At 72.3% G+C, this 23,524-nt stretch carries 15 protein-coding genes; 1 reads left to right on the forward strand and 14 read right to left on the reverse strand.

Going from position 1 to position 23,524, the window contains the following annotated elements; genetic code table 11:
- Nucleotides 1-132: 132 nt before the first annotated feature.
- The 13 genes from ACGF2V_RS02390 to ACGF2V_RS02450 all read right to left on the reverse strand — a co-directional run bounded on the left by ACGF2V_RS02390 (nucleotide 133) and on the right by ACGF2V_RS02450 (nucleotide 18,955).
- Nucleotides 133-1,491: a VWA domain-containing protein gene (locus ACGF2V_RS02390; RefSeq protein WP_362704188.1), complete on the reverse strand. Its 1,359-nt coding sequence runs from the start codon at nucleotides 1,489-1,491 to the stop codon at nucleotides 133-135.
- Between the two features lie 203 nt (nucleotides 1,492-1,694).
- Complete coding sequence (locus ACGF2V_RS02395) at nucleotides 1,695-3,137, reverse strand: PP2C family serine/threonine-protein phosphatase (RefSeq protein WP_362704190.1); 1,443 nt, start codon at nucleotides 3,135-3,137, stop codon at nucleotides 1,695-1,697.
- 2 nt (nucleotides 3,138-3,139) lie between these two features.
- On the reverse strand, nucleotides 3,140-5,878 hold the full coding sequence (locus tag ACGF2V_RS02400; RefSeq protein WP_362704193.1) for a tetratricopeptide repeat protein: 2,739 nt from the start codon (nucleotides 5,876-5,878) through the stop codon (nucleotides 3,140-3,142).
- A 61-nt stretch (nucleotides 5,879-5,939) separates the two neighbouring features.
- The gene (locus ACGF2V_RS02405; protein ID WP_362704195.1) at nucleotides 5,940-7,265 is read right to left on the reverse strand and encodes a hypothetical protein; all 1,326 of its coding nucleotides are present in this window, start codon (nucleotides 7,263-7,265) and stop codon (nucleotides 5,940-5,942) included.
- Nucleotides 7,266-7,532: 267 nt separating this feature from the next.
- Entirely contained in the window at nucleotides 7,533-8,534 is a 1,002-nt protein-coding gene (locus tag ACGF2V_RS02410) for a glutamate ABC transporter substrate-binding protein (protein ID WP_362704478.1), read from the reverse strand.
- 98 nt (nucleotides 8,535-8,632) lie between these two features.
- Entirely contained in the window at nucleotides 8,633-10,045 is a 1,413-nt protein-coding gene (locus ACGF2V_RS02415) for a hypothetical protein (RefSeq protein ID WP_392910475.1), read from the reverse strand.
- 634 nt (nucleotides 10,046-10,679) lie between these two features.
- Complete coding sequence (locus ACGF2V_RS02420; RefSeq protein WP_389047754.1) at nucleotides 10,680-11,693, reverse strand: N-acetylglucosamine kinase; 1,014 nt, start codon at nucleotides 11,691-11,693, stop codon at nucleotides 10,680-10,682.
- On the reverse strand, nucleotides 11,684-12,949 hold the full coding sequence (locus ACGF2V_RS02425; protein ID WP_362622648.1) for a 6-phospho-beta-glucosidase: 1,266 nt from the start codon (nucleotides 12,947-12,949) through the stop codon (nucleotides 11,684-11,686). Before ACGF2V_RS02425 ends, ACGF2V_RS02420 begins: the two co-directional genes overlap by 10 nt.
- Before the next feature lie 2 nt (nucleotides 12,950-12,951).
- On the reverse strand, nucleotides 12,952-13,860 hold the full coding sequence (locus ACGF2V_RS02430) for a carbohydrate ABC transporter permease (RefSeq protein ID WP_362704198.1): 909 nt from the start codon (nucleotides 13,858-13,860) through the stop codon (nucleotides 12,952-12,954).
- A 1-nt stretch (nucleotide 13,861) separates the two neighbouring features.
- Entirely contained in the window at nucleotides 13,862-14,743 is an 882-nt protein-coding gene (locus tag ACGF2V_RS02435; RefSeq protein ID WP_362704485.1) for a sugar ABC transporter permease, read from the reverse strand.
- Between the two features lie 106 nt (nucleotides 14,744-14,849).
- Nucleotides 14,850-16,187 carry an ABC transporter substrate-binding protein gene (locus ACGF2V_RS02440; RefSeq protein WP_362704200.1) on the reverse strand — a complete coding sequence of 446 codons (1,338 nt, stop codon included), beginning with the start codon at nucleotides 16,185-16,187 and terminating at the stop codon, nucleotides 14,850-14,852.
- 147 nt (nucleotides 16,188-16,334) lie between these two features.
- Nucleotides 16,335-17,558: an ROK family transcriptional regulator gene (locus ACGF2V_RS02445; RefSeq protein ID WP_362704202.1), complete on the reverse strand. Its 1,224-nt coding sequence runs from the start codon at nucleotides 17,556-17,558 to the stop codon at nucleotides 16,335-16,337.
- A gap of 329 nt (nucleotides 17,559-17,887) precedes the next feature.
- Nucleotides 17,888-18,955, reverse strand: a complete 1,068-nt coding sequence (locus ACGF2V_RS02450; protein ID WP_362704205.1) for a mechanosensitive ion channel family protein — start codon at nucleotides 18,953-18,955, stop codon at nucleotides 17,888-17,890.
- 331 nt (nucleotides 18,956-19,286) lie between these two features.
- On the opposite strand from ACGF2V_RS02450, the gene ACGF2V_RS02455 reads away from it, so the two are divergent.
- Complete coding sequence (locus tag ACGF2V_RS02455; protein WP_351518123.1) at nucleotides 19,287-19,823, forward strand: HNH endonuclease; 537 nt, start codon at nucleotides 19,287-19,289, stop codon at nucleotides 19,821-19,823.
- A gap of 383 nt (nucleotides 19,824-20,206) precedes the next feature.
- Here the strand turns inward: ACGF2V_RS02455 and ACGF2V_RS02460 are convergent, their stop codons facing one another.
- The gene (locus tag ACGF2V_RS02460) at nucleotides 20,207-23,224 is read right to left on the reverse strand and encodes a beta-N-acetylglucosaminidase domain-containing protein (protein WP_362704208.1); all 3,018 of its coding nucleotides are present in this window, start codon (nucleotides 23,222-23,224) and stop codon (nucleotides 20,207-20,209) included.
- Between the last annotated feature and the right edge of the window lie 300 nt (nucleotides 23,225-23,524).

The following is a 23,524-nucleotide window of genomic DNA, read 5'->3' on the forward strand; positions in this document are numbered from 1 at the left end:
GGGCGGCCCGACAGTACGGCTGTGCGATTGTGCCCCGTGCGGCCCTGCGTCCGCGCGGCCGGGCGTCGTGCGGGTGTTTCGGTGTTCGAGTGTTCCAGTGTGCGGGACGTCGGTGTCCGGTTGTTCGTGTGGTTATTTCTTGACGCGGACGGTCTTGGTGGAGCGCGTTTCGAGCGTCATCGAGTCGGCCTCCGCGACCTTCGCCTTCAGTCGCACAGTACCGGTCGCCGCATCGACGACATCCACCACCTTCGAAAGCAGTTTCGCGGTGTCCTCGTTCCCGGACGCCGACGCCAGCTGTACCGCACGGCCCAGTTTCGCGGTCGCGCTGTCGAAGTCTCCCGATCTGCGGGCGTCCAGCCCCTGCTGGATGACCTGTGCCAGCTCCGCCTGGCCCGTGTAGTGCGCGACCTGCGGATTGATCGAGGTGGACGCCGCCATGTCGTCGGTCCACACCGCCCGCACCAACCCCTGGGAGAGCGTCCGCGGCGCCCCGCCCGCCGGGTCGGGGAGGACCAGCGAGACCCGGGAGGCCAGCATCTCCTGGCCGATCCCGGCCTCCGGCACCCGTACGCACACGTGGTAGTCGCGCGACTCGTCGCCCCACGAACCCGTCGGGTAGTCCCCGGCCCGGGGGCCCGCCTCGGTGCGGCGCCCGGTCAGGTCGACGACCGTCGGCGCGACCTGCTTCACGAACATGATCTGGGCCCCGACGGGCGTCCAGAGCCGCAGCGCGACGTCCGCGACCTCCTTGCCCATCGCGTTCTCCATCATCCGCCGGAAGTCCGCGGACAGACCCGCCGGGTCGGCGACGATGTCGGCCGTACCCAGCAGGGCGGAGGCGATGCCCGTGACCTCCTTCACCTCCCAGTCGGTACCGACACCCCGTGCGTCACAGGTGAAACGGCCCGCGCACGATTCGAGAGCGGCCCGCAGATCCCCCGGGGCCTCGTGCTCGTTGCGGCCGTCCGTCAGCAGGATGCCGTGCCGGATCCCGACATCGGCCGCGCCGAGCAGCCGGTCGGCCAGCCGCAGCCAGGTGCCGATCGCCGTACCGCCACCGGCGGCGAGCGAACGCAGCGCCTCCTTCGCCCGGGCCCTGGTCCGCGCGTCGGCCACCGCGAGCCTTCCGTCGCCCGGGTAGACCTCGTGGGCGACATGGGTGCCACTGACCACCGCGAACGAGGTGCCGTCGCGCAGGGTGTCGATCGCCGCGGCCGTCGCGTCGCGGGCGTTGCGCATCTTCGTCGGCGGATAGTCCATGGAACCGGAGCAGTCGACCATGATCACCACGCCGGCGCCCGCCGCCCGGCCGGATCCGGGCACGGCCGTGGAAGCCGCACCGGACAGCGGAACGCCGCCGGTGGTGCCGCCTCCGGTCGAGGTGACCGTGACGATCGCGTTGACCTCGCGGCCGCCGGCCGGGAGAAATTCGTTCTGGTACACCTCGACGGAGAACTGCGGCACGTTCGACTTGGCGAAGTTGGCCATCTGATCGGCTCCTCGGGAACTCCAGGCGTCGGATGAGGACAGCTGCGAGAGGGATGAGACAGGGAAGCGGCGCGGAACGGACACGGACGAACTCTGGATGAAACCGGGTGATCAGGGCGGAATCAGGAGGAAAGCGCGCAGAATCCAGAACGCACCGGAGACGAACCGGAAGCGAACCGGAACCAAGCGTTACGCAACGGCGTTCACGGGGTTTCGCAGCCCGATCCTGCCCCCCGCGGCGTCACCGCGAACGGCAACAGCGCCACTGTTACGTTGTCGTGGCCCCCGCCGTCGAGTGCGTGCCCCACCAGTGCCCGCGCGCCGTGCAGCGGTCGCGACCGCGCGTCGGCCGGTACTGCCGCGGCCATCTCCGCGGCCGACTCCGCGTAGTTCCACAGGCCGTCCGTGCACACCACCACGAGACCCGGCCGGTCCGGTTTGAACGACGCGGTGTGCGGCTCCAGTTCGTACGCGTCGGCGCCGAGCCAGCCCGTGATCGCATGGGCGCGGGCGTCCGCGTACGCATCGGCCTCGTTCATCAGGCCCGCCGCCACCATCTGCGCGGCCCACGAGTCGTCCTCGGTGAGCCGGGCGGGCGGGGCGGAACGGTCGTCCGGCACCCAGTAGACGCGGCTGTCGCCGACCCAGCCGACCACCAGCAGACCGCCCGCGGTGACCGCGCCGACCAGGGTGCACGCCGGGGCGTTCTGGTGCCGCCCCGGATCGTGCTCCGTCGCCCGGCCGGCCTCCCCGGCCAGGGAGTCGACCGACTTCGAGGCCGCGACGATCGCGTCGTGCATCGCCTGCTGCGGGTGGGTGCCGCGCGGCAGCGACTCCAGGAGTGCCTCGTTGGCGGCGTTCGCGGCGGCGGCCGACGCCTCGTCGGGGCGGCTCGCCGAGGAGACGCCGTCGCACACGATCGCGACGACGGCCGGTGAACCGTCGGGCAGGGCGGTGGTCGAGACGGCGAACGAGTCCTCGTTGCGGTGATGGCGCAGCCCCCGGTCGCTGACGGCGGCCACCGAACCGAGCTCCTGCTCCACGTGGTCGCGCTCGCGCGGCTGGGCGTGACCGCAGTTCTCGCAGTAGCCGTCCGTGTCGACCCGTCCGGCGCGGCACGCCACGCACAGCTTGGTCCCGGCCGGCGGTGTCGCGAACGGCCCGTCGGTACGGGTACGCGGGTCGGGCACGGGTGCCACGGGGGAGGGGGCGGGTGCCTTGGCGGCCGGTGCGGGTGCCTCGTTGGCCGGGGTGCCGGAGGCAGCCGTGGGCCCGGAGGCGGCCGGGGTGCCGGAAGCACCCGTGGTGCCGGGCGGGGGCGTGATTCCGGAAGGTTCTGCGGTTCTGGAGGCACCCGTGGCTCCGGAAGACCCGGCGCTTTCGGGAGGTCCTGCGGTTCCGGGCGCGGTCGCGGAGGTGTCCGCGGCGGCCGGCGCGGCCAGTTCGAAGTCCTCCGGCCCGCCCGCCCCCTCGGGCCGGTCCGCCACCGCCGGCACGGTCAGGGCGACCGTCGGGCGATCACACGGTGGCGCGGGCACGGCCGACAGGTCGTATCCGCACGCACCGCAGAACCGGTCGTCGGGCTCGGCCGGTTCCTCACAGCCCGGGCACTTCGGCAGGGCCGTCTCCTGGGGCTTCTGCGACATCCTCACACCCACGTCCGGGGGCGGAAACGGTTGGCCCGCTCCACCAGTTCGATCCTCTCGTCGCCGGGCTCGGCGAGCCGGGCGAGCATCCGGTACGAGCGCTCCAGCCCGAACCGCAGGCCGCGCTCGTCCAACTCACTGCCGAGCAGCGTCCCCAGCCCGTTCGGGCCGCTGGGCCCGCTGGGTCCGGTGGATCCGGCGGGTCCACCAGGTCCACCGGATCCGTTCGGCCACGGCGGCGGGCCACCGGCCGCGGGGCGGCCGGAGAGCACCCAGTCGAGCGCTGTCCCCAGCACCTCCGTCGACAACTCCTCGCGGCGCACCGGGTCCAGGCCGAATCCCGCCAGTGCCGAGACCTGGTCGGCGGCGGCCCGGAGGTCGGCGAACAGCGGTTCGTCCGCGGCCCGTTCGCGCAGGCGTGCCCGCACCGCGGCGACCCTGGCCGCCGTGAAGTGGATCGACGCCTCGGGCACGGACTCCAGCGCCGCCACCGCCCCGGCCCGGTCCGCCACCGCCAGCCGCACCCGGGCCAGGCCGAACGCCGCGCTGACGAAGCCCGGATCGGTCGTCCACACCAGGTGGTAGTACTCGGCGGCGTTGTCCAGTTGCCCCAGCACCTCCGCGCAGATCCCCAGCGCCAGCTTCGGCGCCGGTTCACCAGGGAACGCGTCGTACACCGCGTCGAAGGACAATGCCGCGTTCTCGTAGGCACCGGTCACCAGCGAGGTGACACCGCGATACCAGACGACCCGCCAGTCGTCCGGGTGCCCGCGCTCCAGCTCGGCCAGGGTTCGTCCGGCGGCGTCGGGTTCGCCCGTCTCCAGGCGGGCGCGCAGTTCACGCAGCCGGGTCTCCAGCGAAGGCGCCGGTACGTTGCCCAGCGCGGCGATCAGGTCGGCCGGGGCGGTGGCCATCAGCCCGGCGAGGAAGCCGGCGTTGGGGTCGCCCGCGTCGACCCGCGGTACGGGCAGCGCGAGCGAGGCGGCCCGTACGTCGAGCCCGGCGGGCCGGGGGGCGTGCGGGACGTACGGCACCGACGCCGACGGCAGCGACGATGCCGATGGCACCGACGGCGTTCCCGGAACGGCTGCCGGGACCCGGGGCCCGGGGAGGGCGGCACCCGAAGCACCCGCCACCGCCGGTGCGCCCGCCGTACCCGTACCCGTACCCCCACGATTCCGGCGGCGCCTCCCGAAGATCCCGGACGGCGCCGGTTCGGCGTCCCGGACCCCCAGCCGGGACACCTCGCCCGTCGGCTTCGTGAACAACCGCGTGTCCGTGACCCGTACTTCCGCACCGAACAGCGTCGACAGCGCCGGTCGCGGCCGTCCCGTCTGCAGCGCCACCACCTCGCGAAGCACCCCGGTCAGCTGCTCCGCCATCTCCGCCGCCGAGGCGAACCGCCGCCCCGGGTCCGGGTCGGTGGCCCGTACCAGCAGCCGGTAGAACGACTCGTAGGTCCGGAACACCTCGATGTTGTCCGGGTCGGGCAGCGAGTCCACGAAGACGTTCGTGTAGCCCTGGAAGTCGAAGGTGAGCACCGCGAGCGTCCGCGCGACCGTGTACAGGTCGGAGGCGACCGACGGGCCGACCTCGGCGACCTCCGGTGCCTGGTAGCCGACCGTGCCGTAGATGGCCGACTCGGCGTCGTCCATCCGGCGCACCGCGCCCATGTCGATCAGCTTCAGCCGACCCTCGGTCTGGATGGCGTTGTCGACCTTGAAGTCGCAGTACAGCAGGTTGCGGCTGTGCAGATGCCCGAGCGCCTCCAGCGCCTCGATGCCGTACGCGCACGCCTGCTCGACCGGCAGCGGATCGCGCCTCCCGGCCGGGGTGCGCCGCTCGTTCGCGATCTCCTTGAGGGCCTTGCCGCCGACGTACTCCATCACTATGTAGCCGTCGAGCGAGCCGGTGCGCTGGTCGAGGTGCTCGACGAAGTTGTAGATCCGGACGATGTTGGCGTGCTCGATCTCGGCGAGGAACCGGCGCTCCGAGATGGCGGCGGCCATGGCGTCCTGGTCACCGGTGTCGAGCAGGCCCTTGAGGACGACCCAGCGGTCCGACACGGCGCGGTCCACCGCGAGGTAGACCCAGCCGAGCCCGCCGTGGGCCAGGCAGCCCGCCACCTCGTACTGGCCGTGCACGACGTCGCCCGCGGCCAGCTTGGGCACGAAGGAGTACGGGTGCCCGCACGTGGTGCAGAACCCCTCCGTACGGCCCGGCCGTTCGCCGCGGGACCGGCCCACCGGCGCGCCGCAGTCGGAACGCGAACAGAAGCGCTTCCGTTCCGGAACCTCCGGGTGGGCCATCACCTCCGACCGCGGGTCGGGCCGTGGCACGTCCGGTACCTGCACCAGACCCACGCCCAGCCTGTCCCGGCCGGACACGCCCGAGGACGAACCGGAGGAACGCACCGACACGGAAGGGGAGGCGGCCGTCCAGGACAGTGAACGCGAGAGCCGGCCCGAGACGGACCGCCGGGACGTCGACGAACGGGACGAGGACCGCGAGGAGGCATGCGACGCCGACGCCCGCGAGCCGCCGCTGCCGCCCCGGCTTCCGTGGCTTCCCCGGCTGCCGGGGGCGTTCGCGCCGCCGCCCGCGAGCCCGGTGGGCGGTGAACCGACCATGCCCGTCGGGGAGACGACCGGGGCCAGGCCGCAGGTGTCGCAGTACAGCTCACCGCCGCCCACGTCCTCGTAACCGCCCTCGCACGTGGGGCGCTGGCACTGCGTACTCATCTTCCGTCCCCCTGTCCGTACCACCGCCGCGGCGGCCGTCTTGCCCCGCACCTGCCCGCGCTCACCGCCCGTCCTCCGGTTCCGGGGCCCGGCCCTGGGAGAGCAGTTCGGTGGCTGTCTCCTGGTAGCGCCGCACCGCCTGGGCGGCGACCCGCAGATCGCACGGCGCGCTCCACAGCATCCGGCGCGCCACGTCGTACCGCTCGATCAGCATCAGGTCCTCGGCCAGGCCGTGCCGGGCCACCTTCGCCCGGTACGCGTCCAGTCTGCCGCGCAGTTCTGCCCGTACGGCCAGCGGCGCGGTGACGGCGGTCAACGACTCGCGGGCGCGCAGCAGCTCCTCCTCGGCCTCCCGTTCCAGCGACTCCAGGAGCGGCGAGAGCCGGTGCCACTGGGCGTGCCTGCGGTACTCCGAAGCAGCCACCAGCCGCTCCTGGAGCGCGGTCGCCGGGCCGCTCACGGCGGGCACCTCGGAGGCGGCGATCTTCGCCAATACCTCACCGCGCGCCGCCCTGGCCTCGGTCAGGGTCCGGTCCGCGCGCGAGAGGACGTCGCGCAGCCGGACCAGCCGCTGCTCGGCGTCCTGCCGGACGGCGAGGACCGCCTCGATCTCGCGGCGCACGTCCTCCAGGGCGCGGGCCGCACGGTCGTAGCGCGTCGTGTCGGGGCGTCCGCCGCCGGGCGCGGCACTGCCCGGCCCCGACAGCCAGAAGGCGAGCGGATCGGAGATCACCTGGCCCCGCAGCGTGGCCAGTTCCTGCGTGACCGCCTCCAGGTCGTCGCCCGCCGGATGCTCACCGGGCCGGACACCCACCGACCGCGCCAGCGAACGGGTGCGGTGCAGTTCGGCGGAGAGCAGGTCGATCCGGGCGGGCAGCGCGGACCACACGGAGTCGGAGGCGACGACCACGTCAAGCGAGCGGGCGTACAGATCGTTCATCCGGGCGACCAGCTCCTCCAGCGTGAACCGCTCGGAGAGCCTGGCCGGCCGGCCGGCCGACGGATCGGTGGGTCCGGCGGCGTGCGCCACGGTGACGCTCCGGCCACGCAGCAGGTCGGTGAGGGTCACGAGATCGTCGCGGTTGGGGTTGCGGCGACGGGACCGCACCGCGCGGGCCCTGGCCAGCGTGCCCGCGTACGCGTCGAAGTATCCCCACAGCAGCGCGATCGACCGCTCGGTGGCGGCCCACCGCTCCTTGGTGATGCCGGTCAGGTCGGCGCCCTCCAGGAGCCGACGGCCCGCGTGGTCCTGGAGGGCGAGCAGCGAGGTCTCGATCGCTTCGTGCTCCGCGCCCAGCCGGTCCAGCACACGGTCCGCCTCCTCCCGGTCCATGACCGGGCCGGGGGGCCGTTCCGCGTAGCCGGGGAAGGGGCCCGCGACGCTCATCGATCACCTCTCAGCTCCTCCCGCCGGGACGGACCCGCCGGGATCAGTGCCACTGCCTCGCCTGCCACTGCCTCGTCTGCCCTTGTACTGTCACTGCTGCCGTTGCTGTCACTGCTGCCGTTGCGGCGCCCACCGGCCGCTCCGCCACCGATGTCCCCGCCACCGATGTCCTTCCGGGCACCACCGATGTCCTTCCGGGCAAACAATGCCTCCCACGGCCCTCACGGCACCAGTGCCCCTCTCACAACACCAGTGCCCCGCCCGGCACTAGCGACTCCGGTACTTGGGTGCCGGTGGCGCCGTCAGGCCCGGCAGACCGGCCTCCAGCCACTTGCGGTACGACAGCATCCAGGGGCTGTTCGCGCCACCGCTGCGGTAGCCGACCAGCACCTGGTTGACGCGGGCCACCAGGTCGTCCGCGCCCCGCTTCGTCGCCACTCCGTAGTACTCGGTGGTGAACGGCTTGCCGCCCTTCAGCTCGACCGCCGGGTCCTGGGCCGCCTGCCCGGCCGCCAGCGCGTTGTCCGTGACCACAGCGTCCACCTCGCCCAGTTGCAGCCGCACCAGACAGTCGAGCTGGTTGGGGACGGTCAGCCGGTCCTCGTCCGCGGCGGCACCGTCGTGCTCGTCCTCGAAGAGCGCGCCGAACGACCGCCTCTTCAGCGCGTCGTAGGCGGTCGAGCCCTCGGCGGTGCAGACCCGCTTGCCGGACAGGGACGTGTCGTACCCGGTGATCGTCGAATTCTTCGGCGCGAGGACCTGCTGCCCGGTCTGGAAGTAGGCGGTGGAGAACGAGACCTGACGGGCCCGTTCGCAGGTGATCGTCATCGTCCGGACGACGACGTCGACCTTGTCGTTCTCCAGGACGGCGACCCTCTGGTTGGTGGGGATGGCCCGGAAGATCACCGCTTCCGGGTCGCCCAGGACGTTCTTGGCGATGGCCCGCACCAGATCGATGTCGAAGCCTTCGAGCCGACGGTTCGCCGGGTCGCGGTACCCCCAGCGGAAGCTGTTCTGGTCGACGCCCGCGATCAGTTTTCCGCGCGCCTTGATCCTCGCGATGCTCGGGCCGTCCGCGCCGGACGGCGGCAGGCTCGCCTCCGGGTCCGCGCAGTCCTCGGCCCCGGTCTGCGTCGCGTACTCCGTACCCGGACCCAAGACGCCACCGAACGCGTCGCCACCGAACGCGTCGCCACCGAACGCGTCGGCACCGGCGCGGGAGAGGGGCAGCAGCGTCAGCGAGGCCGTCACCGCGCAGGCCACGGCCATGCCCGTCACACCGCCCCAGCCACGCAGTCTGCCGGTGGCGGACCTCGCTCCCGTACGCTTCCTGATCACCGCTCCTCCTCTCGCTCCCACTCCCGTCCTCACCGGTACTCCGAGAGCCTGCGGTTGACGCCGACGATCGCGGCGACCGCTCCCAGCGCGGCGAGCACGGCGGCCCCGACCGGCAGCCAGACCAGTGCCCCGAGACCGTTGTTCGCGGCCGTGGTGAACTGGTCCTGTTCATGGGCGAGCGCCTGCGCCAGCGCGTCGTCCACCCGGCCGAACGACTCGCCCGTCGACTTCTCCGGACCGGTGATCTGCTCCAGCGCGCCGTCGTAGTCGCCGCTGTCGTCGGTCGTGCGGGCGGTCCGGTGGCGGTCCCGCCACTCGGAGACCGCGTCGATCGCGGCCTTCACCGGTGCGTTTCCCCGGTCGTCGGCGCCGGCGAGCTCCGTGGCCCTCGCCAGCTGCTCGTCGAGGGCCTTCATCTCCGTGTTGTAGTCGGTCTCGTACTTGTCGTTCCTGCCGTCCGGGGTGAGCACGGCTCCCCGGGCGACCAGGGTGAGGTTCTCATTGGCGCGTGCCTTCAAGGAGTTGATCCGCGCGTGGTTGAGCACGTCCAGGGACTGCTGCCCGTGCGTGTCGGCGTTTCGCAGCTCGGCGCGGGCCACCGTGTGTCCCACGGCCAGCCACAGCAGCACCACGGCCGACGCGGCGGTCGCGACGAGCAGCCCGTGGTTGAAGACCCGGTTCGTCCGGCGGTAGTTGCGCCGCTGCGCCCAGAACAGCGCGGCCACCGCCAGCCCACCGAGCCCCAGCGAGAGGAACGGCCAGGCACCGGCCTCGTCGGCGTCCCGGCCGAGCCGGTCCGTCTCCGCCGCGTACAGCCGCTCGGCGGCCGGCAACAGGACGTCTGTCATCTTCTGGTTCGCGTACCGGAGGTAGGCGCCGCCCAGTGGCAGCCCCTGGCGGTTGTTCGCGCGGGCCCGCTCGATCAGGCCCGTGTAGCGGGGGAGTTCCTTGTTGAGCGTGGTGATCTCGCGCCCGGACTCAGAGGCCGGGTCGGTGCCGGCCGCGGCGCGCACCAGCAGCCGGGACGCCTCCTCGACGTCCTTGTCGTACCGGTCGCGGACCGCGCGCGGTTCCTGCGCCCCGGCCAGGAAGCCACTGGCCGCCGCGGTGTCGGCATCGGCCAGCGAGCGGTAGATGGCCGCCGCGCTCGCGCTCAGCGGCTGGCTGCGGTGCACCACGTCGTCCGCGGCGGCCGCCCGGTCGCCGATCTCGAACGTCGTCACGGCCCCGAACGCGACGACGCACAGGGCCAGCACGGCCCCGATGATCCGGAGCCGGCCCGGCTCGGTCGTCGCCGCCGTCCGCAGCCGACGCGACGTGACGGCCCAGACACCGGGATGCGGCCGAACGGGCGGGGCCTGGGGCACGGGTACGGCCGCGGGCGCGGAAGGCCGGGCCCGCGCGTGCTCCGGTGCGGTGCGCACATTCGGCGGGTGTGTCACTTGACCTCCCCCTCGGTCGCTGACGGTGGCCCGGCCCCCGACCGGTCGGGGGAGCTGGTACCCGGCCAGAAGTATGGCCGCGTGGACCGGCCTCCACACCGGGAACGCCAGGATCCCGCGGCGGTCCACGACGGGTCCACCCGCATTCGATCAAGGCGCGCGCCGCCGATCAAGCCGAGCGGGGACCGGGCCCCGGAACCGGGACCGGGCCGCACCCCGAAACCGGATTCCGGCGCGGACCTCGAACCGAACTCCGAAGCGGCCCCGGATCGGATACCGGCGTGGGCCCCGGAGCGAAATACCGGCGTGGGCCCCGGAGCGAACCGATCCCCTTTCATGAACACGTCCGCGAGCACTCATCGGTTCCCGTACGCGAGAGGCGTCCTGCGGCACGAACACCGCGGGACGCCTCGGGGAAGGACGGGACACGCTTCTCCGGAAGGCCGGGGGACGCGCCTGGAGGAGGACCGGGACACCCCCGGAGACCCTCGCGGGCCCCTGAAGACCGCGAGCCACGGAGACGTCGGGCTCCCGGAGACCTTGGCCTCCCGGGAACCTTGGGCCCCCGGGAGCCTCGGGCACCGAGGACCTCGGGCCCCGAAGACCTCGGACCCCGGAGCCGGGGCCCGGTCGGTCAGCGGCGGTACAGCGCGCGCAGCCTCTCGTGCACCTCGGGCGGCGCCCCCGTCCGGTCCAGGCCCAGCAGCGCGGCCCCCAGCACCGGGGACTCCGTCACCACCCGGACGACCGCCTTCGGCGCCCGCACCGCGAGGAGGTCCGCGATCCGCTCGTCGAGCCTGGGGTGACGGGCCGCCAGCACGCTGCCGCCCAGCACCACCGGCGTTTCTTCGGCCAGCAGGCCGAGCCTGCCCAGAGCCACCGACGCCATCGCGACGACCTCCTCCGCCAGCCGGTCCACCAGCGCACCCGCCACCGCGTCCCCGGCCGCGGCCGTCGCGAAGAGCACGGGGGCCAGCTCGTGGCGCCGCTCGGACTCGATCCTGCCCAGGTGCAGGGCCTCGATGAGCGCGTACATCGAGTCGAGGCCGAAGTGCGCGGGCAGCGCGCGGGCCAGTTCGGTCGGCTCGCCGCGGCCGTCCTCGGCCCGCGCGGCGAACCACATCGCCTCCTCGGCCAGCGCGGAACCGCCGCCCCAGTCACCGGACATGCGGCCTATCGCGGGGAAGCGCGCGGTCCGCCCGTCCGGCAGCATGCCGACACAGTTGATGCCCGCACCGCAGACGACCGCCACGCCCCGGGGCTCGTCCACCCCCGCGCGCAGGATCGCGAAGGTGTCGTTGCGCACCTCGACCGACTCGCCCCAGCCCCGGGCGCGCAGCGCCGCCGCCAACTCCTCCTCCTCGACCGGGAGGTCGGCGTTGGCGAGACAGGCCGACACGTGCGTGACGACGCCGGACGGGACGCCGGACAGCTCCAGGGCCCGGCCGACGATCGCGCCGAGCGCCTCGACGGCAGCCTCCACGCCCACCGCGGGCGGCTGGAAACCACCGCCGCGAGCGGCCGACAGAATCACGCCCTCGGCGCCGATCACGGCCACGTCGGTCTTGCTGTTCCCGGCGTCGATCGCGAGGACCGAAGGGTTCACGAGGGCCGGGTCGCTCGCGAGGACCGAAGCGTTCACGCCCACGCCAGGTGCTCCCGGTTGTGCGCGATCAGCTTGTCGGTGAGCGCCTCGGCGTACTCGAACTGGCCGATCAGCGGATGCGCGAGCAGCGCCTTGAACACCCGGTCGCGGCCCCCGTGAAGCGCGGCCTCCAGGGCGAGGTCCTCGTACGCCGTCACATGGGCGATCAAACCGGCGTACAGCGGGTCCAGCTCCGGCACGGGGAGCGGGGTCGCCCCCGTGCCGTCGATCCGTGCCTGCACCTCGATCACCGCGTCGTCCGGCAGGAACGGCAGCGTCCCGTTGTTGTACGTGTTGACCACCTGCACCGGGGAGCCGCCCGAGCCGAGCAGCGAGGACGCCAGGTCCACGGCCGCCTCCGAGTAGAAGGCGCCGCCGCGCTTGGCGAGCAGCGCGGGCTTCTCGTCCAGCGCCGGGTCGCCGTACATGGCGAGGAGTTCCTTCTCCATCGCGGCGACCTCGGCCGCGCGGGACGGCTTGGTGCCGAGCTCCCGCACGACCTCGTCGTGCGCGTAGAAGTACCGCAGGTAGTACGAGGGGACGACGCCGAGCCGGTCCACGATCGCCCGGGGCATGCGCAGATCGCCCGCGATCGTGTCGCCGTGCTCGGCGAGCAGCCTCGGCAGGACGTTCTCGCCGTCCGGGCCGCCGACGCGGACCCCCAGCTCCCAGGTGAGATGGTTGAGCCCGACGTGGTCGAGGTGCACATCGGCGGGCGCGACGTCGAGCAGCCGCGCGAACTTCCGCTGGAAGCCGATCGCCACGTTGCACAGGCCCACGGCCTTGTGCCCGGCCCGGAGCAGCGCCCGGGTCACGATGCCGACCGGGTTGGTGAAGTCGATGATCCAGGCGTCCGGGTTGGTGCGGCGGACCCGCTCCGCGATGTCCAGGACGACCGGGACGGTGCGCAGGGCCTTGGCGAGGCCGCCCGCGCCGGTGGTCTCCTGGCCGACGCAGCCGCACTCCAGCGGCCAGGTCTCGTCCTGGTTGCGGGCGGCCTGTCCGCCGACGCGCAACTGGAGCAGGACCGCGTCGGCGTCGGCGACGCCCGCGTCCAGATCAGCGGTGGTGACGATCCGTCCCGGGTGGCCCTGCTTGGCGAAGATCCGCCGGGCGAGGCCGCCCACGAGTTCCAGACGGTCGGCCGCCGGGTCGACGAGCACCAGCTCCTCGAGGGGCAGCGTGTCCCGCAGCCGGGCGAATCCGTCGATCAGTTCAGGGGTGTAGGTGGACCCGCCACCCACTACAGCGAGCTTCATGGTCAGCCCTTTACTCCGGTCAGTGTGACGCCCTCGACAAACGCCTTCTGGGCGAAGAAGAAGACGAGGATCACGGGGGCCATGACCAGTACGGTCGCGGCCATGGTCAGGTTCCAATCGGTGTGGTGCGCCCCCTTGAAGGACTCCAGTCCGTAACTGAGCGTCCAGGCGGCCGGGTTCTCGGAGGCGTAGATCTGCGGGCCGAAGTAGTCGTTCCAGGCGTAGAAGAACTGGAAGAGCGCGACGGCCGCGATCCCCGGCTTGGCCATCGGCAGCACGACCCGCAGCAGGGTGCGCAGTTCGCCGCAGCCGTCGACCTTCGCCGCGTCCAGGTACTCGTCGGGGATGGTCAGCAGGAACTGCCGCAGAAGGAAGATGGAGAACGCGTCGCCGAACGCCATCGGGATGATCAGCGGCCAGAGCGTGCCGGACAGGTCGAGCTGCTTCGCCCAGAACAGGTACATCGGGATGACGACGACCTGCGGCGGCAGCATCATCATCGAGATGACGAGCATCAGCGACAGACGCCGGCCGCGGAAACGGAACTTGGCGAGCGCGTACGCCACGGGCAGCGACGAGACGACCGTCAGGACCGTGCCGAGCCCCGCGTACAGCAGGGTGTTCTTCCACCAGGTCAGGAAGCCCGGGGTGTCGAACACCTTCTTGTAGTTGCCCCACTCGAAGGGGTGCGGCCACAGATCGCGGGTCAGAGCCTGCTGGTCGCTCATCAGCGAGGTGAGCACCAGGAAGACGAACGGCAGCACGAAGAAGAGCGCCGCCGCGACGCCGAGCGCGTGTACGGCGATCCAGTTCAGCAGCGCCTTGCGGCGCGCCACGCGTGCGGCCGGGGTGGCGGGGGCCGGCGCAGGGGCCGCGGCCGTCGCCTCGCGGGTGTCGAGCGTCTGCGCCACGTCACTCACCTGCCTGGATCAGCCCGCCGCGGCGCCGCATCAGCAGTGCGGTGAACGCCATGGCGAGGACGAACAGAACGAGCGCGGTCACAGCGGCGGAGCCGTAGTCGAAGCGCTGGAAGCCAAGGTTGTAGACGAGCTGCGGAAGCGTCAGTGTCGACTTGTCGGGATAGCCGGGTTCGAACGACTGCCCGGAGCCACCGATCACCCCCGAGGCGACCTTCCCGGCCACGAGTGGCTGGGTGTAGTACTGCATCGCCTGGATGATCCCGGTGACCACGGCGAACATCACGATCGGCGCGATGTTCGGCAGGGTGACGAAGCGGAACCGCTGGAGCGGGCCCGCCCCGTCCAGCTCCGCCGCCTCGTACTGCTCCTTCGGCACGTCGAGCAGCGCGGCCATGAAGATCACCATCAGGTCGCCCACCCCCCACACCGCGAGCGCGGTCAGCGCGGGCTTGGACCAGGTGGCGTCGGTGAACCAGCCCGGGGTGGGCAGTCCCAGCGCGCCGAGGATCGAATTGGCCGGGCCCGTACCGGGGTTGAGCAGGAAGACGAAGGCGAGCGTCGCCGCGACCGGCGGCGCCAGGTACGGCAGGTAGAACAGGGTGCGGAAGACTCCGGCCCCCGTCTTGATCTTGGTGATCAGCAGTCCGACGCCGAGGCCGAACACCACCCGGCAGGCCACCATCACCACGACCAGCCAGAGCGTGTTGCGCAGAGCGGGCCAGAACAGCGGGTAGTCGCCGAAGACGAACTGCCAGTTCTTCAGCCCGCTGAACTCGGGGGCGGTGAAACCGTCGTAGGAGGTGAAGGAGAAGTAGAGGGTGGAGATCAGCGGGTAGGCGAAGAAGAAGCAGAACCCGATCAGCCACGGCGACATGAAGGCCGCGGTCCACAGTGCCGCTCTTCCGCGTTTCGCGCCGAGGGTCGGCTCCCGGCGCTTCACCGGCGGCGCGAGTGTGTCCGTTCGCTTGCTCATCGCGGCGCTACTTCGCCTGCGCGATCGCCGCGTCGATCTCGGCGGCGGTCTTCTCCAGGCCCGCCGCGATGTCCTCCTGCCTGCCCTTCTCGATGTCGTACCCGAGGTTCTGCAGAGACACCAGGTACGCGCCGCCGTTCACCGAGGGCGGGGTGGTGGTGCTGTTCGGGTCGGCGGCGATGTCCAGGAACGTCTTGAAGCGCGGATCGTACTTCAGCTTCGGTGACTTCAGTGCGGCCAGCGTGGACGGCACGTTGTGGATGGCGTTGGCGAAGTCCACGACCGCGTCGGTGTCGGTGGTCATGTACTTGGCCAGTTCCCAGGCGGCGTTCTGCTTCTTCGAGGTGGCGGCGATCCCCACGACGGTGCCGGTGAGGTAGCCCTTGCCGTAGGTGTCGGCCTGGTCGTCGGCGACGGGCATCGGGGCCACGCCGATCTCGAAGCCCGGCTTGCTCTCCTCGGCCATCGCCAGCCGCCACTCGCCGTCCAGTTGCATGGCCACCTGGCCGGTGTGGAAGGGGTGCTTGGCGCCCCACTCGTCACCGAACGACGTGCGGTACTTCTCCAGCTTCTCGAACCCGCCGAGGTCGTCGACCAGCTTCTTCTGGGTGGTGAGCATCGCGGCGAACGCCGGGTCCTTGGCGATGTTCGACTTTCCGTCCGCGTCGAAGTACTTCGGGTCCCAGCCGCCGAGGTAGTGCTCGGTCGTCGACTCGTAGCCGTGGTAGTTCGGCATGAACCCGAGCTGCTCGTACGAGTCACCCTTGGTCTTGGTCAACCTCTTGGCGACCTTGGACAGTTCGGACCAGGTCTTCGGCGGGTCGCTGATCCCGGCGGCCTCGAACGCGTCCTTGTTGTAGTAGAGGCCGTACGCGTCACCGAGCAGCGGAACGGTGCAGCGCACGCCGTCGAACTGCGTGTACTCGTTCATCGCCTTCGGGAACGTCTTGTCCGGGTCGATGCCGTCGCGCTTCAGGAACGGGTTCAGGTCGACGAACGCCTTCGAGGAGCAGAACTTCCCGACGTTGTTCGTGGTGAAGGACGAGACGACGTCCGGAGCCTTCGAACCGCCCGCCCGCAGCGCTTGGTTGATCTTGTCGTCGGTCATGTTCCCGACGACGTCCACCTTGATGTTGGGGTGCTTCTTTTGGAAGGCGTCGACCGTGTCCTGGATCGCCTTGACCTCGCCCCGTGCGCTCCAGCCGTGCCAGAAGGTGATGGTCGTTTCCTTGGACGCGTCGTCCGTGGCACCGGAGTTGCTCTGGCCGGTACAGGCGGAGGCGAACAGCGTGAGCGCGGCGGTCGCGGCGAGCGCGGCGGCCGACTTCCGGCGGACTGCGGACATGGCGGAGACTCCCGGTGTACGAGGTGCGGAAGAGGGGGTGACGTACGGAGTGGGGTCGGGCGGGGAACGGCTTCGGAGCGAGACGCGGATGGGACGCGAGGAGCGGATTCAGGAACGAGGAACGGGTCTCGGAGCGGCTGTGCGGATTCAGCGCGAGGTGTCGAAGACCTCGTCGCGGGTGGTGACGAGGGCGCTCTCCAGCGCGCCGCGCAGAACGGGGCGACGCGTCACGGCGCCGACGATCAACCGGGGCTGGGAGGCCGCCAGTTCGTCGAGTTCGGACTCCACCCGGCCGCGCAGGGGTTCCCCGCCGGCCGCGATCACGTCGCCGGACAGCACGACGAGTTCCGGGTCCAGCACGGCGACCATGGAGGCGAGCCCGGTCGCGAGCGCGGTGGCGAACCGGTCGAGGAGCCGCGTGTACGGGCCCTCCTCGCCCGCCTCCGCGACCTCGGCAGCCCTGGCGAGCAGCCGGGACGCCACCTCGTGATGGGTGCCCGGGGCGCGGACCGACTCGTCGTCGATGCCGAGCTCCCGGGCCAGCCGGGACAGCACCTGCGCGCCCGCCAGCTCCTGGAAACCGCCCGAGTTCGCCTTGGCGACCTGCCGGACCAGCGGTGCGCCCGGCACCGGCAGGAAACCGACCTCACCGGCACCACCGGTGAAGCCGCGGTGCAGCCGTCCGTTGATCACGAGGGCGGCGCCGAGCCCCTCCTCGTTCCACAACAGGACGAAGTCCTCGTGCCCCCGCGCCGCGCCGAGCCGTTGTTCGGCCACCGCGACCAGGTTCACGTCGTTCTCGTACTCGACCGGCATCGGCAGGAACGCGGCCAGCTCGTCCAGCAGCGTGGGGGAGTGCCAGCCGGGCAGGTGTGAGGCGTACCGCAGCCGCCCGGTGCCGGGGTCGAAGGCGCCCGGGGTGCCGATGACGACCCGCTGGATCTCGGAGCGGGTGAGCCCGGCGTCCTTGACCGCCCCGTCCAGCGCGTCCGCCACCTGCCGCACCACGCAGTCGGCGCGCCGGCCCGGAGTGCGCAGCTCGAACTCCCCGACCGTCTCGCCGGTCACATCGGCGACGGCGGCGAGGATCCGCCGAGCGTTCACGTCCAGCCCCGCGACATGTGCGGCCCGCGCGTTCACCGCGTAGAGCTGGGCGTTCGGACCCGGCCGCCCCGCCACGGTCCCGGTGGCGACGACCAGTCCGGCCGCCTCCAGCCGCGCCAGCAGCTGCGAGGCCGTGGGCTTGGAGAGCCCCGTCAGCTTGCCGATCCTCGTGCGGGAGAGCGGACCGTGCTCCAGCAGCAGATCGAGGGCGGCCCGGTCGTTCATGGCACGCAGAACGCGGGGGGTGCCCGGTGTGGTTCCGGCCATGAGCTCCACCTGCCCTGTGTCGGAAGGTTGTGGGGAAAGTTGTTAGGAAACTTTCCTATTCGGTGACAGGACGGTATGGCGCCGCGGCCTGGTCGTCAATGGTCGGCATCGCTGCGGCAACCAAAGCGTTACGTGGAGGCGGCCGTTCGGTTGCCTGCGGTCCCGGGGACCGTGGGCCGGAGCCGGAGCCGGAGCCGGAGCCGGAGCCGGGAGCGGGACAGAGGCCGGCCCTGTCGGAGAGCCCGAGTGCGGGCCGCAGGCCAGTCGAAGGGGCACCCGCGAATCCGTCGATCCATGGGTGCCCCTTCGGGCGTCTTGCGGGAAGCCGGCTACTTCGACAGGTTCGACGGCGGGGTGATCGGGTTCGTGGCCAGGGACTGCGGCGAGGTCGCCGACGCGAACGCGGACGGGGCGGCCACACCGGCCGTCGGGTCGGGGGCCTGATCCTCCTCCGCCTGGGCCGGGACGCCGCCGACGATCCGGATGTCCGCCTCGTCGAAGGCCCGCTTGATCCGCCAGCGCAGCTCGCGTTCCACGCCCAGCGCCTTGCCGGGCATCGTCTTCGCCGAGACCCGGACCGTCATCGAGTCCAGCAGCACATCGCTCAGGCCCAGGATCTCCACCGGGCCCCACAGCCGCTCGGTCCACGGGTCCTCCTTGACCATCGCGGCGGCGGCCTCGTCGATCACCGTGCGGACCCGGTCGAGGTCCTCCGAGGGGTGCAGCATCACGTCGACACCGGCCGTGGACCAGCCCTGGCTGAGGTTGCCGATCCGCTTCACCTCGCCGTTGCGCACGTACCAGATCTCGCCGTTGTCGCCGCGCAGCTTGGTGACCCGCAGGCCGACCTCGATGACCTCGCCGCTGGCCACGCCCGCGTCGATCGTGTCGCCGACGCCGTACTGGTCCTCCAGGATCATGAAGACTCCGGAGAGGAAGTCGGTGACCAGGTTGCGCGCGCCGAAACCGATCGCCACACCGGCCACACCCGCGGAGGCCAGCAGCGGGGCGAGGTCGATCTGGAACGCGCCCAGGATCATCAGGCAGGCCGTACCGAGGATCAGGAACGACGCCACCGAACGCAGCACGGAACCGATCGCCTCGGAGCGCTGACGGCGGCGTTCCGCATTGACCAGCAGCCCGCCCAGGGCAGTGCCCTCCACCGCCTGTGCGCTGCGGTTCATCCGGTCTATGAGCTTGGTGAGAGCGCGCCGGACGGCGGTCCGCAGCACGATCGCGATCGTCACGATGAGCACGATGCGCAGACCGATGCTCAGCCAGGTGGACCAGTTCTCCTCCACCCAGCTCGCGGCGTTCCCGGCCTGCTCGGCGGCCTCGCCGAGCGAGCTGCCGGTCCCGGGTGACGGGGCTGCGGTCAACAGGGCGGACAGGGACACGACGGAACCTCCGGATGGGGTGCGACAGGCCCACCACACTAACGGGGCAGTGAATGAGCACCACACGTCGCGACGGAGCGGACGGAGGCGTTACGGGGGCGCCGGGGCGCACGTGTGGCCGATCGCACACCAGGCGGCCGTCTCTGCCGCGACGGGCCCGGAAGAGCCCGTTCCGGTGGGCCTCGACGGGGGTGAGCGGCCGGTGACGGTGAAGAATCCTTGCGGCCCGTTACCCGCACGTGGTGGCGCTTCGACCGGGCGTGAGGAGAAAATCGGATCGGATCGTCCCGGCGCGAGCCACGCGCCGCCGGCGTACAAGGAGGCGTCCACCGTGCCGCATGTCCTGGTTCTCAACGCGTCGTACGAGCCGCTCGGCGTCGTACCGCTCCGCCGCGCTCTCGTCCTCGTGCTCGAAAACAAGGCCATCTGTCTCGAGGAGTCCGGCGCCTTCATGCACAGTGCCACCCGGGTCGTCCCGGCGCCCAGTGTCGTCCGGCTGAAACGGTTCGTACGGGTCCCTTACCGGGGGCCCGTCCCCCTGACCCGCCGGGCGTTGTTCGCCCGCGACGGAGGCCGCTGCATGTACTGCGGCGCCGCCGCCACCAGCGTCGACCACGTCATCCCGCGCAGCCGCGGCGGCCAGCACTCCTGGGACAACGTGGTCGCGGCCTGCCGCCGCTGCAACCATGTCAAGGCCGACCGGCACCTGCCGGAGCTCGGCTGGCGGCTGCACCAGCAGCCCGCCCCGCCCACGGGCCTCGCCTGGCGCATCATCGGGACGGGGCATCGCGACCCGCGCTGGTTGCCGTACTTGCAACCCTTCGGCGCGGACGACGCGATGGCCCGGATCGATGGCGTATCAGCCTAGGATCCGGGCTTCTGCGTCTCGGGAGGACGGTTTCGCGGAGTGCCGCGCGCACCTCGGCTCAGCGGGAGCGCGGTCTCAGGGCGGAGGGCCCGCGCCGGCACCGCGTGCCCCGGCCACGACCGTCGGCCCGAGGTCTGGGACTTCAGGCCCGGGCGCCGCAGCCGCGTAGGAGAGCTGTGAATTCGGCCACTGGCCGGTTCGATTCATCCGTCATTTTCTCGCGCTGTGCGAAGCGGGTCGTCGAAGGGCGGCAGCCATCCGCACGGGGCACGCCACCTGTGCAGGCCGCCCTGCCCTGCTCGCAACCGTTCGGCGTGGACGAGGCGATGGCTCGGACCGATGTATGTCGGCCTGATTTCCCGGGGCTGGTATGCCGGGGAAGGTCAGTTGTCCTGCCCGGCCACGGCGTACGCCTCCACGGCCCAGAGCGAGTAGCCGAACCCGGTGCCCCGGCCATCGCCCTGGACCCGGATGAAGCGGGTGTCCTTCGCGTCCATCCGGACCGACTCGCGCCCGCCCCGCCCGTCCCGCACGGTCGCAGCCGTGCGCCAGTTCCGCCCGTCCGGGGAGACCTGGATCCGGTAGCGGGAGGCGTAGGCGTCCTGCCAGTGCAGCACCACCTGGCCGATCCGGGCCGGACCCGGCAGTTCGGCCTGCCACCAGGCGCCGTCCTCGACCGGTGAGGACCAGCGGGTCCTTGGATCGCCGTCGGAGGCGGCCGACGCCGGGAAGTCGGGCGTCTCGTCGCCGGAGGAGGACGCGGTGGCGGTGCGCAGCAGGTCGGGGCCCCCGGTGCGCGGATAGGCCCGGACGGTGAGCGTGCTGCGTTCCTCGCCGAAGCCGATCGGTACCTCGTACTCGCCCGCCGGGGTGCCCGCCGGGACGGTGATCTCGACGGGGACGTCGGTGCGGGAGCCGCGTGGCACCCTCGTCTGCTTCGGCACGCTCACCTCGATGCCCTTGGGAGCCCGCGCGGTCAGCGTGCCCCGCACCTCGGCGGGGCGCCGGGCGGCCAGCCGGGCCCGGACCCGCTGCGGCCCGCCGCCGATCTCGGCGTCCGTCTCGCCGCGCCCGAGATCGAGCCGGGCGGCCGGTTCGTCACCGAACCACGGCACGAGCGCCCGTACGCGCGGAGCCGCCGCGTCCCCGGCGGCGTCGTCGCTTCCGGTCGTGCCCTCCGGAACGATCGGCGGCAGCGCACCCGTGATGACCGGAGGAACGGCCGGACCGTCGACGGGCCGGCTGATCCGGAGCGCGTCCGCGCGCAGCCCCCGGACCGGCGTCTGGGTCCAGCCCGTCTCCGACAGCGGTCCCAGCTTTCGCCAGCCCTCGCCGGGCACGTGCGCCTCCAGCGTCGCACCGCCGCTCCCGGGCTCGGTCATCACGGTCACCGTCTCCACCGGACGGGGCCGTTCCAGCCGCACCGTGTAGCTGCCCGGCGCCCGGCTCACCGTGCCCGCCGCCCGGTCCGCGCCGGTCCAGGCGTCCGCCTCCCGGCGCACCCGGTCCAGGAACGGGCCCAGTACCCCTTCACCGACCGTCGCGCCGCTCTTCTTCGTCGCCCTGTGCAGCGGCTCCAGCGCCAGGGACGCCTGCCACGCGGCGGCGCCGTCGCCGCGCGACTGGGCCAGCAGCAGATCGACGGCCAGTTCGCCCGCCCGGCCGTACCGGGACAACTGCTCGGTCCACGGCCGCACTTCCTCGTCGAGCCGCCCGTCGGCCGCTCCCTTCAGCCGCTGCGGGGCCTGCCGCATCACGGTGAACGCGTCCCGCAGCGCGCGCGCCGCGCCGTCCTGCGCCACGGCGTCCTGCGTCGTACGCGACCGCCAGAACGCGTCCAGCAGCGGCCGCAGATACGCCGACTCGTCACCGCCCAGGACGGACGTCGCGCTGTTCCCGGCCAGCGTGCGCAGCGCGTCCCCGGTCGCGGCGTCGCCGCCCGCGAGATCGTCGATCGCCGCCCGCCAGGACTCCTGCGGCCGGTACCCCTTCGGGTTCCACGCGAAGTCCGCGGTGGTGAACAGCGGGATGCGGGACGCCGACGGCTGCTCCATGGCGTTCGCGAGCAGCGCCGCGGACCCGGCCGCCACCGCCGGGTCCCGGCCGGTGTACGGGCCGAGGAAGATGCGGTCCTGCGCGTAGTCGTTCACCGGGTAGTTGTCCATCGTGACCAGCGGATGCCGGAACGCGGCGCGAGCACCGGCCAGTTCCCCGCCGGTGATGGTCCTGGGCACGACCCCCACACCGGTCCAGGCGACCTGCACCCGGTCGTCCAGTTCCTTCGCGAGCGCCGTGCGGTACGCGGTCGCCCCGTCCTGGTAGAACTCCGTCGGCATCACCGACAGCGGCTCCGAGCCCGGATGCCGCTGCGCGAGATGCCGCGCCACCGCGCTCGCCACCCGCGCCTGCGCCCGGGCCGCCGCCTCAGGGCCCCTGCCGAACGTGTCGGCGTCGTCGCCGCAGTGCCACTCGCTGTAGCTGACGTCCTGGAACTGCAACTGGAACGCCCGCACGCCCAGCGCCCACATCGCGTCGATCTTCTTCGTCAGCGCCCGCACGTCATCGTCCGACGCCAGACACATGCTCTGGCCGGGGGCGACGGCCCAGCCCAGCGTCACGTGCTCGGCGCGGGCCCGCTCGGCCAGCGCCCGGAAGTCGGCCCTCCGGTCGGCGGGGTACGGGTCGCGCCAACGGGCCTGACGGTACGGGTCGTCGCCCGCCGCGTAGAGGTAGCGGTTCTGCTTCGTGCGCCCCATGAAGCCGATCTGCGCCAGCCGTTCGGCACGGGTCCACGGCTGCCCGTAGAAGCCCTCCGTCATCCCGCGCACGGCGGTGCCCGGCCAGTCCCGGACCGTGACCCCGGCGACGCCGCCGTTCCGGATGAGCTGACGCAGCGTCTGCACGCCGTGGAACAGGCCGTCCTCGCCGACGCCGTCCACGGCGACGGTGTCCCGGCCCGCGACCCGGCCGACCGCGAGCCGGTAGCCGCCGGAGGGCAGGTCGTCGCGGTCCGCAGCGCGCAGCGCGCGCAGCGCGTCCCCGGCGCTGTCGCCGCCGAGCCGGACGATGGGGCCGCGGCCCGGCAGCGTCTCGTGGACGGTGCGCACGCCCGCGTCCCGCAGGACCTGCCGGAGCGCGTCGACCGCGTACGGATCGGTGCCCGCGTCGGCCACGAGCGTGACCTCGGCGGTGAGCGGGACGGACGGGCCGGACCTCTCGATGGACTGGGGGCGCGGCCACACGGCGGGCGGCGCGCCCTCGTCCGTGCGGTCCGGCGTGGTGACGGCGGGGGAGCCGGGCGCCGAGGGGGCCGCGACGGCGGCCGGTGTTCCCGTGGAGAGCAGCCCGCCGAGCACGGCGACCGCGACGGCCGTCGCCCGCTTCCCGCACCTGAGCCGCATCGCCCGTCTCCTCGCTCCCCTGGCCCCGCCGGTGGTGCGTCGTTCGCCCCGACCGGCGCTTCTCCCGCGCTCCCGCCGGTGGCGCATGCTCTGCCCCGACCGGTGTTCGCCTCGCTTTCGCCGGTGGCGCTCGCGTCGTTCCACCGGCGGCTTCCGAGCCCACCACCCGCGCGCGAGGGTGTCAATGCACGTGGCTGTTGTGTCGTAAATGCCCGATGTGGTGGGGGCGGTGAGAGAGGGTCGGATGTCGGCATGTGGCGCCAAAGATGACGCCGAATGGCCGAAATCGGCGGACGACTT

It is taken from the genome of Streptomyces sp. NPDC047982 (genome assembly GCF_043204165.1).
Taxonomy (GTDB): domain Bacteria; phylum Actinomycetota; class Actinomycetes; order Streptomycetales; family Streptomycetaceae; genus Streptomyces.

Coding starts and splice junctions, on each gene's coding strand:
- ACGF2V_RS02390 (WP_362704188.1), bottom strand. CDS start 1,491: ATGGCCAACTTCGCCAAGTCGAACGTGCCGCAGTTCTCCGTCGAGGTG.
- ACGF2V_RS02395 (WP_362704190.1), bottom strand. CDS start 3,137: ATGTCGCAGAAGCCCCAGGAGACGGCCCTGCCGAAGTGCCCGGGCTGT.
- ACGF2V_RS02400 (WP_362704193.1), bottom strand. CDS start 5,878: ATGAGTACGCAGTGCCAGCGCCCCACGTGCGAGGGCGGTTACGAGGAC.
- ACGF2V_RS02405 (WP_362704195.1), bottom strand. CDS start 7,265: ATGAGCGTCGCGGGCCCCTTCCCCGGCTACGCGGAACGGCCCCCCGGC.
- ACGF2V_RS02410 (WP_362704478.1), bottom strand. CDS start 8,534: ATGGCCGTGGCCTGCGCGGTGACGGCCTCGCTGACGCTGCTGCCCCTC.
- ACGF2V_RS02425 (WP_362622648.1), bottom strand. CDS start 12,949: ATGAAGCTCGCTGTAGTGGGTGGCGGGTCCACCTACACCCCTGAACTG.
- ACGF2V_RS02435 (WP_362704485.1), bottom strand. CDS start 14,743: ATGTCGCCGTGGCTGATCGGGTTCTGCTTCTTCTTCGCCTACCCGCTG.
- ACGF2V_RS02440 (WP_362704200.1), bottom strand. CDS start 16,187: ATGTCCGCAGTCCGCCGGAAGTCGGCCGCCGCGCTCGCCGCGACCGCC.
- ACGF2V_RS02445 (WP_362704202.1), bottom strand. CDS start 17,558: ATGGCCGGAACCACACCGGGCACCCCCCGCGTTCTGCGTGCCATGAAC.
- ACGF2V_RS02460 (WP_362704208.1), bottom strand. CDS start 23,224: ATGCGGCTCAGGTGCGGGAAGCGGGCGACGGCCGTCGCGGTCGCCGTG.